Annotated in this window: 12 protein-coding genes and 1 pseudogene; 8 read left to right on the top strand and 5 right to left on the bottom strand. The window is 47.7% G+C overall.

The genetic code is table 11. The annotated features are described in order from the left end of the window. Positions 1-46 precede the first annotated feature (46 nt). A complete protein-coding gene (locus tag MiSe_RS22085) occupies positions 47-964 on the top strand; it encodes an SDR family NAD(P)-dependent oxidoreductase (RefSeq protein ID WP_226584951.1) in 918 nt (305 codons plus the stop codon). Positions 965-1014: 50 nt separating this feature from the next. Beyond that, positions 1015-2271, top strand: coding sequence for a succinate--CoA ligase subunit beta (locus MiSe_RS22080; RefSeq protein ID WP_226584949.1), 1257 nt, complete (start codon positions 1015-1017; stop codon positions 2269-2271). A gap of 483 nt (positions 2272-2754) precedes the next feature. Here the strand turns inward: MiSe_RS22080 and MiSe_RS22075 are convergent, their stop codons facing one another. Both MiSe_RS22075 and MiSe_RS53945 read right to left on the bottom strand, forming a co-directional pair. Further along, positions 2755-3027, bottom strand: a complete 273-nt coding sequence (locus tag MiSe_RS22075; RefSeq protein ID WP_226584946.1) for a ParE family toxin-like protein — start codon at positions 3025-3027, stop codon at positions 2755-2757. Next, positions 3024-3265 (bottom strand): annotated as a pseudogene (locus MiSe_RS53945) (hypothetical protein). The gene MiSe_RS22075 and the pseudogene MiSe_RS53945 overlap by 4 nt, the downstream one beginning before the upstream one ends. Positions 3266-3355: 90 nt before the next feature. On the opposite strand from MiSe_RS53945, the gene MiSe_RS22070 reads away from it, so the two are divergent. The 4 genes from MiSe_RS22070 to MiSe_RS22055 all read left to right on the top strand — a co-directional run bounded on the left by MiSe_RS22070 (position 3356) and on the right by MiSe_RS22055 (position 7345). Continuing rightward, positions 3356-4906, top strand: a complete 1551-nt coding sequence (locus tag MiSe_RS22070) for an FAD-dependent oxidoreductase (protein WP_226584944.1) — start codon at positions 3356-3358, stop codon at positions 4904-4906. 130 nt (positions 4907-5036) lie between these two features. Next, complete coding sequence (locus MiSe_RS22065) at positions 5037-5738, top strand: actin-binding WH2 domain-containing protein (protein ID WP_226584942.1); 702 nt, start codon at positions 5037-5039, stop codon at positions 5736-5738. 80 nt (positions 5739-5818) lie between these two features. Next, positions 5819-6523 (top strand): actin-binding WH2 domain-containing protein, encoded by a 705-nt coding sequence (locus MiSe_RS22060; protein ID WP_226584940.1) that lies wholly within the window; start codon positions 5819-5821, stop codon positions 6521-6523. Next, positions 6524-7345 carry a SirB1 family protein gene (locus MiSe_RS22055; RefSeq protein WP_226584938.1) on the top strand — a complete coding sequence of 274 codons (822 nt, stop codon included), beginning with the start codon at positions 6524-6526 and terminating at the stop codon, positions 7343-7345. It abuts the gene before it with no gap. Between the two features lie 115 nt (positions 7346-7460). Here the strand turns inward: MiSe_RS22055 and MiSe_RS22050 are convergent, their stop codons facing one another. Continuing rightward, positions 7461-7913 carry an SRPBCC family protein gene (locus MiSe_RS22050; protein WP_226584937.1) on the bottom strand — a complete coding sequence of 151 codons (453 nt, stop codon included), beginning with the start codon at positions 7911-7913 and terminating at the stop codon, positions 7461-7463. Positions 7914-8141: 228 nt separating this feature from the next. Here MiSe_RS22050 and MiSe_RS22045 point away from each other — a divergent pair, with 228 nt between their 5' ends. Then, entirely contained in the window at positions 8142-9842 is a 1701-nt protein-coding gene (locus MiSe_RS22045) for a mechanosensitive ion channel (RefSeq protein ID WP_226584936.1), read from the top strand. Between the two features lie 153 nt (positions 9843-9995). On the opposite strand, the gene MiSe_RS22040 is transcribed toward MiSe_RS22045, so the two are convergent. Next, positions 9996-11405, bottom strand: a complete 1410-nt coding sequence (locus MiSe_RS22040; protein ID WP_226584996.1) for a GTP-binding protein — start codon at positions 11403-11405, stop codon at positions 9996-9998. 889 nt (positions 11406-12294) lie between these two features. Between MiSe_RS22040 and MiSe_RS22035 the strand changes: the two genes are divergently transcribed. After that, positions 12295-12558, top strand: a complete 264-nt coding sequence (locus tag MiSe_RS22035) for a DUF3146 family protein (protein ID WP_226584935.1) — start codon at positions 12295-12297, stop codon at positions 12556-12558. Positions 12559-12631: 73 nt separating this feature from the next. Here MiSe_RS22035 and MiSe_RS22030 read toward each other — a convergent pair whose 3' ends face one another. Then, the gene (locus tag MiSe_RS22030) at positions 12632-13057 is read right to left on the bottom strand and encodes a pre-16S rRNA-processing nuclease YqgF (RefSeq protein ID WP_226584934.1); all 426 of its coding nucleotides are present in this window, start codon (positions 13055-13057) and stop codon (positions 12632-12634) included. Positions 13058-13368 lie beyond the last annotated feature (311 nt).

Raw genomic sequence — 13368 nt, 5'->3', positions numbered from 1 at the left:
TGCCCACCTGCTCTTGAGGGAGTTTCTTAGGAGTACTAAATTTACTATGCCCGATTTTCCTGCCTTATCCGAACAAGTTGTACTGATCACTGGTGCCTCCACGGGAATTGGAGCGGCTTTAGCACAAGTTTTGGCTCAACGATTTTTAGGCATCCGATTAGTTCTGGCAGCTCGCAACAGCGAAAAGCTCGAAGCCGTTGCCACCTACTGTAGCAAAGCCGGTGCGGAAGTATTGGTCGTCCCCACAGATATGTCAAAGGTCGAGCAAGTCGAAGCCTTGGCAAGCATTGCCTTGGAAGGATTTGGTCGCGTTGACGCCTTGGTTAATAATGCCGGGTACGGTCAAATGGGGCCGATAGAATTAGTTCCGGCAGAAGCAGCAAGGCGGCAATTTGAAGTTAACGTCTTGGGACCGTTGGCGTTGAGCCGAGCATTAATTCCCGTTATGCGTAACTCTGGCGGCGGACGCATTATTAATATTAGTTCAATCGGGGGACGGGTGGCGTTTCCGTTTGGCGGGTTATATAGCGCTTCTAAATTTGCTTTGGAATCGCTAAGCGATGCCCTGCGGATGGAGTTGGAGCCGTTTAATATTAAAGTCAGCCTTATTGAACCAGGGCCGGTGAGTACGGATTTTTTTGACGTAGCCGCCCAAGGCGTTGAGCAAGCGGTAACAAATCCCGAAAATACACCCTACCGCGCTGCGTTTGAGAATTTAAAAGGATTGCAGGATAAAACCAGTTCCCGCGCTTGGACATCTGAGCGCGTGGCAGAGGTAATTGTGCGTAGTCTTACAGACACCAATCCAAAACCCCGCTATACTGCTGCTACGGGCGGCAAGATTTTGCTGTTTCTCATGACCAAAGTCTTGCCGACAAAGGTTGTAGATCGCTTCTGGCAGCGGTTCTACGGCATCGATCTAGTCGCCAAAGACTGGCAAGAAAAGGTAGTAGGTAATAAGTAGTGGGTGAATCTAGTCACTATACACCGCAATACACACTACCGCAATTATTTATGGACCTACTAGAATATCAAGCTAAAGAATTATTTCGCGAAATCGGCATTCCGGTTTTACCGTCCCAACGCATCGACCGCCCTAGCGACCTGAAGGATTTAAAGATACCCTATCCAGTGGTGTTGAAGTCTCAGGTGCCAAAGGGGAATAGGGGAAGAGCAGGCGGGATTAAATTTGTGGAAAATACAATCGATGCGATCGCCGCAGCTCAAACTATTTTCCAATTACCCATTCGGGGCGAGTATCCCAAAGTACTCCTAGCAGAAGCTCGCTACAACGCCGCACAAGAATTCTATCTGGCAGTCGCCCTAGATTATACCCTTTGTCGCCCCGTTTTGTTGGGTTCGCCCCAGGGCGGTATGGATTCAGATGCGGTGCGGCAGAAAATGCAGCAGGTAATTGTAGAGGGTGAATTTTCCCCATTCTACGCCCGCCGTTTGGCTTTGAAGATGGGATTGCAGGGTCAGTTAATTTCCGCTGTCAGTACCATCGTCGAAGCGATGTATAAATTGTTTATCCAGAAAGACTTGGATTTAGTCGAAATTAATCCCCTGGGTGTCAGTGCCGCTGGCGAAGTCATGGCGCTAGATGGTAAAGTCATCGCCAACGATGCGGCTTTGGGACGCCATCGCGAGTTGGTAATGCTGGCAAAACAGCGGGAAAAAGAAAAGGGAGACGATCGCACTCTTGCTAAAGATTTAAGTTTGTGTTATAATCAAACGCCCCAGGTATTGGAAACGGAAGGGAATATTGCGGTGGTGTGTAACGGGAGTGGGATGGGGATGGTGACCCTAGATTTGGTATACCAAGGAGGGGGAAAGCCAGCCAGCTACTTGAATATAGGCGAAGAGATGACGGGGATGGGGACAGGAACGACGTTGTGCGATCGCTTGGAAAGGGGACTGGGATTATTGAGCGAAAATAAGGGGATTAAGGTTGTTTTAGTGAATATTTTAGGCGGAGCTACTTCCTGCGATGGCGTAGCTGGCATTATTGCCAAATATCTGCCACCAAGTGGGGAAACAGAACCAACAGTGAATTCAACGAGTGGGAGTCGCCGCCGTAGTGGGGTTAGCGTGACCCAGGAAGTAGCTGCTGGGGTGGAAGTGCGATCGCACACTCACTATCCCCATTTTGTAGTGCGCCTCGCGGGTTCCTACCTAGCCACAGCTAGAGAGCGTTTGGCAGGGTTGGGAGTATCTGTGGTAGATAAATTGGATGAAGCAGTCTCAAAAGCAGTTTCCTTAGCCAAATAATCAAGAAACCCGGTTTTTTAGAAAAACCGGGTTTCTTGTATGGTGGAAAGCCAGGACTAGGGTACGAGTTCAACCAGCCATCCCTGGTTGTGTTGATATCGTGACAGCATTGATCTAGAACAGGACTTACCCACGACGATCGTAGAAACCTGGTTTCAAGCTGGGATCTATAGTTCCAAAGTGACGATTTTTCATAGAAAAAAAGGTGATTGGCGTAAGTCCTACAGGACTTACGCAAAAAAACAAAGGTGATACGAAAAATCATGGGTTTCCAGTCGCGAGATTGACGCATCACCTTTGTTTTTGGCGCAGCGTGCGTAAGTCCTGTCCTAATTAAAATAATCCCAATGTTTTCAATGCGTTCCCTATGATTAGCTATTTCATTGTCAAAAGTTTGTGCAATGCTGGGAATTTGCTCAGAGTGAAGCAGGAGCGAACGCACCCATTCGGCACAACAACAAGCGATCGCTTTGTATTAAACTATTACCGCAACTGAGACAACAATTTATCGTAATCAGCGTGCGATCCAATCCAAAACCACACAATACAATCGTCGATGGGTTGACCGACTGCCCGATAAATTTTGCTGAATCTAGCACAATAGATTGGTAAAGTTGGATGCACCTGCTTAAACCGAAGGCTGGGATGGGATGGCTCTTCCCTAAACTGGCGATATGCTGCCCTCGCTTGTGCTTGAACTTGCGCTGGCAGATCGGCAAAAGCTTTACGAAATTGAGCCGTTGTGCGGGATTTCACAATCTATCCGGATCTAACTCTTGAGTTTTACCTGCGCGATATTCAGTCATCGCCTCTGCTGCCAGAATAGCGAGTAAATCTTGAGACTCCTCAAATGCTTTGTCCCAACAAACTTCATCTTCTAATTCTTCCAGAATTAATGCAGCGAGATGCCTCCGGCAGGCTACGCCAACGCATCCTGTTGGCTAGCTGGCAATTGCTTCAATTTTGTAATGGCTTGTTCTAATAACTCGGTCATAATTACTGCATTCACAAGCAGATATACTGACACAATTATTTTATCGCACTACCATAACAATTAGTATTTTATCTCTAACCCACTCCCATCATGACCCTCACCGAACAAATTCTTTCCCAAATCCCCGGCGATGTCTTAGCACAACTGCGCCGCGTCGATACCTTGTGGAAAACCATCAAAGAAAACACCGCACCCATCCCCAACGTAGTCAAAGAAAATCCCACACCCTTGGGAGAAGTAGATTTTGATGTCGTCATCTGCGGCGGCACTTTAGGAATATTAATCGGCGCTGCTTTAGCCAAAAAAGGTTGGCGAGTTGCTGTAGTTGAACGAGGAATCTTGCGCGGCAGAGATCAAGAATGGAATATATCCCGCAAAGAATTAGAAACATTTGTCGAATTGGGACTGCTTTCAGCAGCAGAATTGGAAAAAGCGATCGCCACCGAATATAACCCCGCCCGCATCGGCTTTTTTGGCGGCAACGATATCTGGGTAAAAGACGTTCTCAACATCGGCGTCGATCCAGTTTATCTCCTAGAAACCCTCAAAACAAAATTCCTCGAAGCGGGCGGCAAGCTATTTGAAAAAACCCCCTTCCAAAGCGCAGTTATCCATCCAGATGGAGTAATGCTGGAAGCGGGTAACAACTTCAAAACTCGCCTCTTAATCGACGCAATGGGACATTTTTCCCCCATCGTACAACAAGCCAGGGCAGGAACAAAACCCGATGGCGTCTGTCTAGTTGTCGGAACTTGTGCCACAGGTTTTCCGAAAAACGACACGGGCGACTTGTTGTACTCCTTCACACCGTTGCAAAATCAATGCCAGTACTTCTGGGAAGCCTTTCCCGCCCGCGATGGCAGAACAACCTACCTGTTTACTTACATGGATGCTAACCCACAGCGCTTTAGTTTAGAAGCATTTTTTGAAGACTACCTGCGCCTTTTACCCCAATATCAGCAGGTAGAACTCGAACAATTGCAATTTAAACGGGCGCTGTTTGGTTTCTTCCCTACTTTCCGCGAAAGTCCCTTAAGAATGCCTTGGAATCGCATTCTTCCGATTGGAGATAGTAGCGGCAGTCAATCGCCTTTGAGTTTTGGCGGTTTTGGGGCAATGGTACGGCATCTAAAACGTCTCGCGAACGGCGTCCAAGAGGCGCTACAAAGCGACCAATTGAGTCAAAATGCTTTGAAACTCCTACAGCCTTATCAGCCAAGTATAGCGGTGACGTGGATGTTTCAACGTTCGATGAGCGCCGGGATTAATCAACAAATACCCCCGAATCAAATTAACGAACTTTTGACGGGGGTATTTAAAGAAATGGAGCAGTTGGGAGAAGATGTGTTAAAACCGTTTTTACAAGATGTGGTGCAATTTCCCGCCCTGTCGCAAACGCTGTTTAAAACTTCTCTCGCCCAGCCTGGATTAGTAGTCAAAATTATTCCGCAGGTAGGTTTATTGACCTTGTTGGATTGGATGGTTCATTATGTAAATTTAGGTGCTTATAGCGCTCTTTATCCACTGGGTAAAGCAATCGAACCTGGGATGAAAAATTTACCGCCTATTCAGCAATATTATTACCATCGTTGGGTGGAAGCTTGGCAGTATGGTTCTGGCGGCGATTATTCTATACTCTAGTTCCCAGGCTCAGCCTGGGAACTAGATCCTCAAGGCTCTGCCTGGATGAGTAAAACGATGCAGAGGATCCACAGTTTCGTACCCAGCCTGAGCCTGGGTACGAGATAAATTAGTTGAGGATAAAAGCAGGATGAAACAGCAATTTCAGGGGGCGAAATCCTTTGGTGTGATGATAAGTCTGCTGCGGGAGCGCGCCCTCTTTTTAGAAGAAATTCGTCAAGGGGTAAAAATCCCCAGCAAAATCTTTTCTCTGCTCGTTTGCAGTTCGCTATTCCTGGCAATTTATGGCGGAATTATGGGAATTTATCATAGCTGGATGCAAGCTTTATCCTCGGCAGTTAAATTGCCAGCGCTTTACTTAATTACGCTGCTTGTTTGTCTGCCAACGCTGTACTTTTATAACATTATTTTTGGCTCCAAGCGCAGGTTTGGTCAGCATTTCGCTTTGGTGCTAACGGCGGTTTCGGTAACGAGCGTGCTGTTGTTCAGTTTTGCGCCTATTACGCTGTTTTTCTTGATTAGTACTACCCATTACCAGTTTCTCATTTTGTTGAATGTGGCTATCTTCACTTTAACTGGATGGATTGGGGTATCTTCGTTGTATCAGGCGGCAAATTGTATTTTGGAACAAGATACTGAAGGTAGCGATACGCGGCGAAAGATTTTACAAGCTTGGTTATTTCTTTACGCTTTCGTCGGTTGTCAGTTAGGATGGACGCTTAGACCTTTTTTCGGGATGCCTGATTCTCCGTTTTCGTTGTTTAGAGAAAGGGAGGGTAATTTTTATGTGAGCGTGTTTCAATCTCTCGCCTATCTTTTGGGATTTCGTTAATTGAACGCGCGTCAGCGCTAGGACGCAAAGAGAAGAAGAGGCAATTAGCAATTAGCAATTAGCAATTACCAAGGTTAGTTATGATTCAGAAAACATCTCGCTCAACAAATCATTTTACGGTGTTGATTACGCTGCTGCGCGATCGCAAAGCTTTTCTCCAAGAAATTCGTCAGGGTGAAGGGCTTCAAGGTAAGATTATCTCGCTGTTGGTTTGCAGTTCGGTTTGTTTCGCTCTTTATGGGGCAATTGTTGGCTTATTCCACAGTCCGGCTCAATCTTTATCTTCGGCAATTAAGCTGCCAAGTCTTTATTTGCTGACGCTGTTAATCTGTTTACCAACCCTGTACATTTTTAGTACTTTTTTTGGCTCGAATCGCAGTCTGGGGCAGCATTTTGCAGTTGTCCTGAGTGCGGCTTCTGTGATTAGCGCGCTTTTATTTGGTTTTGCACCCGTCACTTTGTTTTTTCTGATTACAACTGGGCATTATCAGTTCTTTAAACTGCTGAATGTGGCAATTTTTATGCTCACGGGGGTAATTGGGGTTCAATTCCTTTATAATGGAATTCAGCTAATTTCCGATGAAGACCCGGAAGGTCAAGCAATTCGTACCAGGATCTTGCAGTTATGGTTGCTGCTTTATGGATTCGTCGGAAGTCAGCTAGGCTGGACTCTGAGGCCGATTTTTGGCTCTCCCCACCAGCCTTTTGAACTGTTTCGTCAGATGCAAGGCAACATTTATCTTGATATCGTAAAAGCAGTGTCTGAAATTTTTGGTTTTAATTAGATGGACTTCCCCCTCCCACGGCAATACTTCTACAAAGAAATATATCAGCCAGAAGAACAAATCGACCTGGCAAAGGCAGCTTTGTATATTGCCCAAGAGGAGTATCCAGACCTCGACCCGGATGAATACCTCAGCGCCCTGGATACAATGGCAGATGAGGTGAAAGAGCGTCTGCCAGCTCAACGCTATCCCCTGCGGGTCATCCAGACGATTAACCAGTATCTTTATGATGACTTGGGGTTCTCTGGAAATAAGGATGATTATTACGACCCGCGTAACAGCTTCTTAAATGATGTCATCGAGCGGCGCACTGGCATCCCGATTACTCTATCTTTAGTTTACTTGGAAATTGCCAAGCGGGTTGATTTTCCAATGGTGGGAATAGGGATGCCCGGTCATTTTCTAATTCGACCTGATTTTCAAGATGCTGGCATCTATGTGGATGCGTTTAATCGCGGCGAAACTTTGTTTAAGCAGGATTGTCAGGAAAGATTATCTCAGCTTTATCAGCAAAGAGTGGAGTTAAAACCCTCGTTTTTAGAGCCAGTTAGTAACCGCCGCTTTTTAGCGCGGATGCTGATGAATCTGAAATTAATTTACCTGAATCGCCATCAGTTGGAGCAAGCGCTGGCAGTAGTTGAGCGCATTTTGCTGTTGTTTCCGGGTGCGCCGATGGAATTGCGCGATCGCGGTCTTCTATACTATCAAATCGGAGAGTTGACCCTGGCAAGTCAGGATCTGGAAACTTATCTCGTCCGCGTCCCCAATGCTGAAGATGCTGGCGCGATTCGCAAGTTATTAGACCAGATTGGGAATGGGTAATTGCTAATTGCTAATTGCTAATTGCTAATTGCTAATTGCTAATTGCATGGGGTAGGGGTGGGTTTAGTTTAATAGTCTGTTTTTGGCAAAGAAAGATCGTCGGTAAAACCCGCCCTTACTTGCCTATTTGCCCTTCTGCGACTCGTTTGAGGCGACGCAGTTGCGCTTGCATATCTTGTTGAGTCAAAGCAGCGGCAAAGGTATTGAACCCCCAGCGAATTATCGGGTTGGGAACCTCGAATTCAAAGCGGTTCAGTAGACGGGTTCCTTTTTCGATCGGTTGGCATTCCCAGCGATCGCGTCCTTTAAAAAATCCGTCAAACTCCCATACTATCAGCCCCGGTTCTCGCTCGACTACCGTACTTTCCAGTGTAGGCTGTAACAGGGGCACCTCAATGACAAAGCGACTGCGACTCCCCATATCTGTACTCCACTCACCCACCGGATCGCATCGCAACGCGGGGTTCAGCCATCGGTGCATCAAAACGCGGTCGGCGATACAATGCTCAACTACTGTAGCTGGAGCATTGATTTGAATCGATTGTTCAAAAACTTGCTGCTGTGACATTTTTATAGTCAGAGGGAGAGGAGAAAGCACTCTGTTCTCAGATAATACCGCCCACCTGCTCACCTGCTCACCTGCACAAGATGCCTTGCCTCGATTTGGTAGCAAAATATAACAAATACTGGCTTCCCACACTCGGTGCATTAGTGTAGTATCTCAGTCAGCGATTACTTCGCTTTAAGCGATAGTTTTCGCCTTTTTGCCGCTGAATTCTGAGGTTGATCGAGAACCATGAATAAAATATGGCAAGATATGGCACAACCCCTGCATGTGGGCTTATTGATGCCAATCAATGGAATTCTGGCACAGGCACAGAACGCACCACCCCGACCGGCACCCCCGCCGCCGGCTCAGAATATTCCTGCCGAAACGGCTGCCTTTTTCCAAACATTTTGGCTAAATTTAGGCAGCTTTATCCCGAACATCCTGGCAGCGATCGCGATCTTAGTCCTGGGGTGGGTGATCGCGGCGATCGCATCCGCTGCAACCCTGGGTATCCTCAATCGCACCAATATCGATAACCGCATTTCTGCTTGGATAGCGGGGCGTCCGGATGGCGCTGAGGCACCAGAGGTGGAGAAATGGATTGCCAAAGCGGTCTATTGGATTATCATTATCTTCACGTTGGTTGCCTTTTTACAGACACTCCAGCTGACGGCAGTTTCTACCCCCCTCAACCAATTACTCACCCAAATTTTTGATTTCCTGCCCAAGTTAGCAGGTGCTGCGGTTCTGTTGGGAGTTGCTTGGTTACTGGCAAGTTTGGTCAAACTACTGGTAACTCGCTCCCTGCGGACGCTCAATTTGGATCGGCGTTTGGGTCAGCAAGTTGGAGAAGCACCCACGACTGGGTTTTCTCTGAGCGAAACCATTGGCAATACGCTGTATTGGTTTATCTTTTTGCTGTTTCTCCCGGCTATACTGAACACTTTACAGTTGCAGGGAACTCTGCAACCAGTACAGCAGCTGCTCAATGAAATTCTGTCGATTCTGCCGAACATTTTTGCTGCGTTATTAATTGGCGCAATCGGTTGGTTAATTGCTCAAGTTGTCCGCCGCATTGTCACGAATTTGTTAGCAGCAACAGGGACGGATAGGCTAGGTGTCCAATTCGGCATTTCTCCCGCTACTTCGGGTCAATCTTTGTCTGGAATTATCGGTACGGTTGTCTACGTATTGATTTTAATTCCGACCGCGATCGCCGCCCTCAATGCGCTGCGAATTGATGCGATCTCCGCCCCGGCGATCGCTATGCTCAACCAAATTCTCAACGCCATTCCCAGAATCTTCACCGCTGGGGTAATTTTGGCGATCGCCTACTTCATCGGACGCTTTGTGGCAGATTTTGTCACGAGTATCCTGACTAGCGTTGGCTTTAACAATATCTTCACTTGGCTGGGTCTACCTGCACCCAGAAGGACTGCGACGCCAGTAGTCGAAGATATCTCTCCCGAATCTCAGCCAGCACCCAAAACCACCCGCACTCCCTCAGAAATTGCGGGGATTGTGGTGCTGGTGGGGATTATGTTGTTAGCGATCGTACCGGCAACCGAGGTACTGGCTTTCGCAGGATTAACGGCGATTGTCACGGGAATTCTGGGGATTTTTGGTCGCATTCTCGCGGGATTGCTCGTATTTGCCATTGGTATGTATCTGGCTAACCTAGCCTTTAGCCTGATTGTCAGTTCCGGCACGGCACAAAGTAAGATCCTGGGAAATGCAGCCCGAATTGCGATTATTGCCCTAGTCTCTGCAATGGCACTGCAACAAATGGGAATCGCCAGCGATATCGTTAACTTGGCGTTTGGTTTGTTGTTGGGCGCGATCGCTGTCGCCATTGCCCTCGCCTTTGGTTTGGGGAGTCGCGATATCGCCGCCGACCAAGTGAGAGATTGGCTAGCCTCATTTAAAGACAAGAAAGACCAACACTAAGTAACGTAAGTTGCTAGTTACCTTTTGAGGGCTGCTAATAGCTAATGGCTAATAGTTAATTGCTCATGGTAAAGCCAGAAAATATGCTCACGAGCAATTAGCAATTAGCCATTAGCAATTAGCCATTACCAATTAGCCATTACCAATTAGCCATTAGCGATTAGCTATTGGCAATTTCAACTTAGCTTGCAGTTCATCTTTAAGTCGGCTAAGAATCGATTCTTCATCAAGCGATGCCAAAATGCTCGATACAACGGCTTTCGGGCCATCTGGTCCCCAAGCAGCGCCATTAGCCAAGTAAGTTTTCGTTACTTGTCCGATGGCGTAGGAAGAAACACCGGCAACCCCCGCTTGGGTAAGCGCGACGGATACGTAAGCGCCTAAAGATACCCCACCTGTTGCGGGTGTTGCCAAACCCAACAAGCTTTTGAGCGAACTTAAACCGAAGTTCGCCAGCAGTTCCCCTGCACTTAAACCACCCATTGCGATCGCAATCTTTTGCAGTAAGTTAACCGCTCCGGCTTGGGTCATCTGTATACCATATAGTTTAGATAAAGTCAAGATTAACGCGACATCAATCGCAGCGCTGCTGAGCAAATCGATAACTGCGATCGGGTTGAGGGCGATCGCCACGGCTTTAGTAATAGCTGTATTCCAAATTAATCGGTTGGCGCTACTATCTCTAATTTCCATCTTTCGCTGCACCAATTGCTCGTTGACATCATCTGCGTAGAGCATGGTATTTAAAGCAACTAAAGATTTCCCTTCTCGATGCAAAATCTCCAGAATTTTTAGCTTCAATTCATCGACTTGGGGGGCACCGGGTTGCCGCTGCACTGCTAAACTGCCATCAGGACGGCGAGTGGCTTGAGCAATCAGGGGGGATGCCGCCGCCATGACAATTTCATCGGGGGAAAGCAACTCCCGCACCCGTTCATCGCGGATTTTCTGATAAATTGCCTGCCTATCGGCGTCTGGATATTGGTCAATTTTGTTAAACACGAGCAAAATTGGCTTACCCACTTCTCGCAATTGAGATAGCGCCTCGTGTTCGACTTTGGTCATGTCCCCCGCGATGACAAATAATATCAGATCGGCAGTTTTAGCTACGTCGCGAGCCAAAGTGGCGCGGGTTTCTCCGTCCACCTCGTCGAGTCCGGGAGTGTCTATGAGTTCTACTTGGGAATTGTCTGCACCGCTAATGGTTACTTGTAGGATAGAGCGATCGCTATCCCCAGAAGGTTGCCAATTCGCGCGCTGACTCGTGCGAGTAACGCCGTGCAATGGTCCAGTTTCAAATACTTTTTCACCCAACAGCGCATTCAGGATGGAAGATTTACCCCTTCCCACCATGCCAAAAACCGCGATCTGCACCACAGAGCGTTCTAGCTTGGAAAGCATCGCCTGCAAATCGTAAATCGCCGGTTCTAGTCCAGACCGCTCTTGAGGCGTCAGATCTAGATTTTCTACCAAATCTCGCAACGCCGTTTGTGCTTGTTTGTAATTCAATTGCGCCTGAAGATCGGAAAAGCTCTCGACCGTGCTTTGGAGTTGCCGATCCAGGTCTGGGGGATTTAATGGAGTAGGGGGGAAGAATGGTTTCTTGTCCCCAGAATTTTTAGTACTCAAGAGGGGATTCTCCAAGGCAAAGGATAGCTGTGGTGAGATGCGATTTTTAGCCGCATCGCCTTATATGCTGCTTCGATCCTAAGAAATATTTAATATCGACATTTGCGGCCCAAGCTGGTGATGGCAAGAGGTTTTTATCATGGGTAAGTGAAGTACCCCAACCTGCGAGAGCTGAGGTTGGTGGCTCTCCAACAACAACTTAATTCAGGGACGGTCTTATTCGTCATGCAGAGTTTACCGCTTCACAGGCTCTTGCCACGTTAGGAATACCAAGAAGGTATTCGGGACACGGGCCCGATGATGGTCTTACTTTGCCTCCACAGGCAGCCGCCTATCTTCCATAGGCAGTTTGATTTATGTTTCGACACGCTGATCTTGGATTTACAGCAATGGCTAACCAGCTAGACTTGCGTCTTCCCCGATCTCTGCTAGTACTTTTACACCTAATAGGTAGCCTTTTAGTCAGTCGGGCGGGTGATCGACCATCTCTATGTTAGCATAAGCGCGGCGCGTTGTGTACACATAAATGAAGGAAAAATCATTACGATTCAGGATTTCGGAGCGTCGATACAACAAGCTAAAGCTATATGCAGAAGCCAAAGAAAAGACTATGACGCAGTTGATTGAAGATTGGATCGACAGATTGCCTAGTCCAAGAGTTGATGGGACAACAACCACCCCACTCCCAGATCAACCGTTAGGTTGATATTAGTCGGGGATGGTTTCGTCGCCGTCCGGCAATAATCCCCACCCTATAAGAGGGATGGGGAATTGGGCCGAATTAGTTAAACGAACTGGGAATAAATCGACTAACCATTGAACCGTGAGTTCTAAACGTTTACCGGAAACCACTGCCTATGTCCGGATTACCGTACAGTCATGGGAGTTGGGCAAAATTGAGGGCGAAGTGAGAGCGGGTGAATATGATTGGCAGTTCCAGTGGTGTTTCAAGCAGGGGAAATTATTCCTTCAGCCTTCCCTGGGACGCGCTCTGATTCAAGAACCCCTCAGCCGTTTTTTGGAGAAATCCGACTACAAACTGGAACCTGGGGGGGACTATGCTTTTACCATCCGAGCCGAGTTGTAGAATTGCAGATTTTAGATTTTAGATTTTAGATTTGTCTTCAATCTGCAATCTTCAATCTGCAATCTGCAATCCCCTATGCCCGCGATAAGTATCTTTCAATCAGGAGGATAGCTACAATGTCATCTACGGGTCGTGGAAGGGGTCGCATTCCCTTTGGAACGAGGCGAGAAAGACCGCTTGGGGGGTACATTTGCCAGTAGCGATCCCGCGCCTCCAGGGTACTATAGCGCTCGTCTACCAGTATAATCGGCGGTGGTTCTGGCAAGTCTTGTTCCAGTTGCCGTTTCCATGCTTTAGCCGTCGTTTGATCTCCCATCACCAAAACCGAGATGGGATACTTTTGCCGCAAGCGGGAAATGGTAGCGAGCGCCACTTCTGCCGGAATCACTTCATGGTAATACAGTTGGCGATCCGCTCCCATGACGGCAATACCGCATTTATCACGCCCCGGATCGAAGCCCAAAATCCCTGCCTGAGCGGGAGTAGTAGCATGATTCATATATACATTTTTGAGCCTGCGTAGGCAGGCTGTGGTTGTGTAGCCGCACCCTTGAGGGTGCGGCAGTAGTAGCATGATTCATATATACATTTTTGAGCCTGTGTAGGCAGGCTGTGGTTGTGTAGCCGCACCCTTGAGGGTGCGGCAGTAGTAGCATGATTCATATATACATTTTTGAGCCTGCGTAGGCAGGCTGTGGTTGTGTAGCCGCACCCTTGAGGGTGCGGCAGTAGTAGCATGATTCATATATACATTTTTGAGCCTGCGTAGGCAGGCTGTGGTTGTGTAGCCGCACCCTTGAGGGTGCGGCA

The organism is Microseira wollei NIES-4236 (assembly GCF_020521235.1).
In the GTDB taxonomy this organism is placed as follows: Bacteria; Cyanobacteriota; Cyanobacteriia; order Cyanobacteriales; family Aerosakkonemataceae; genus Microseira; species Microseira wollei.
Note: the sequence above shows the minus strand (reverse complement) of the source record. Positions and strands in the feature narration are given on the sequence as shown.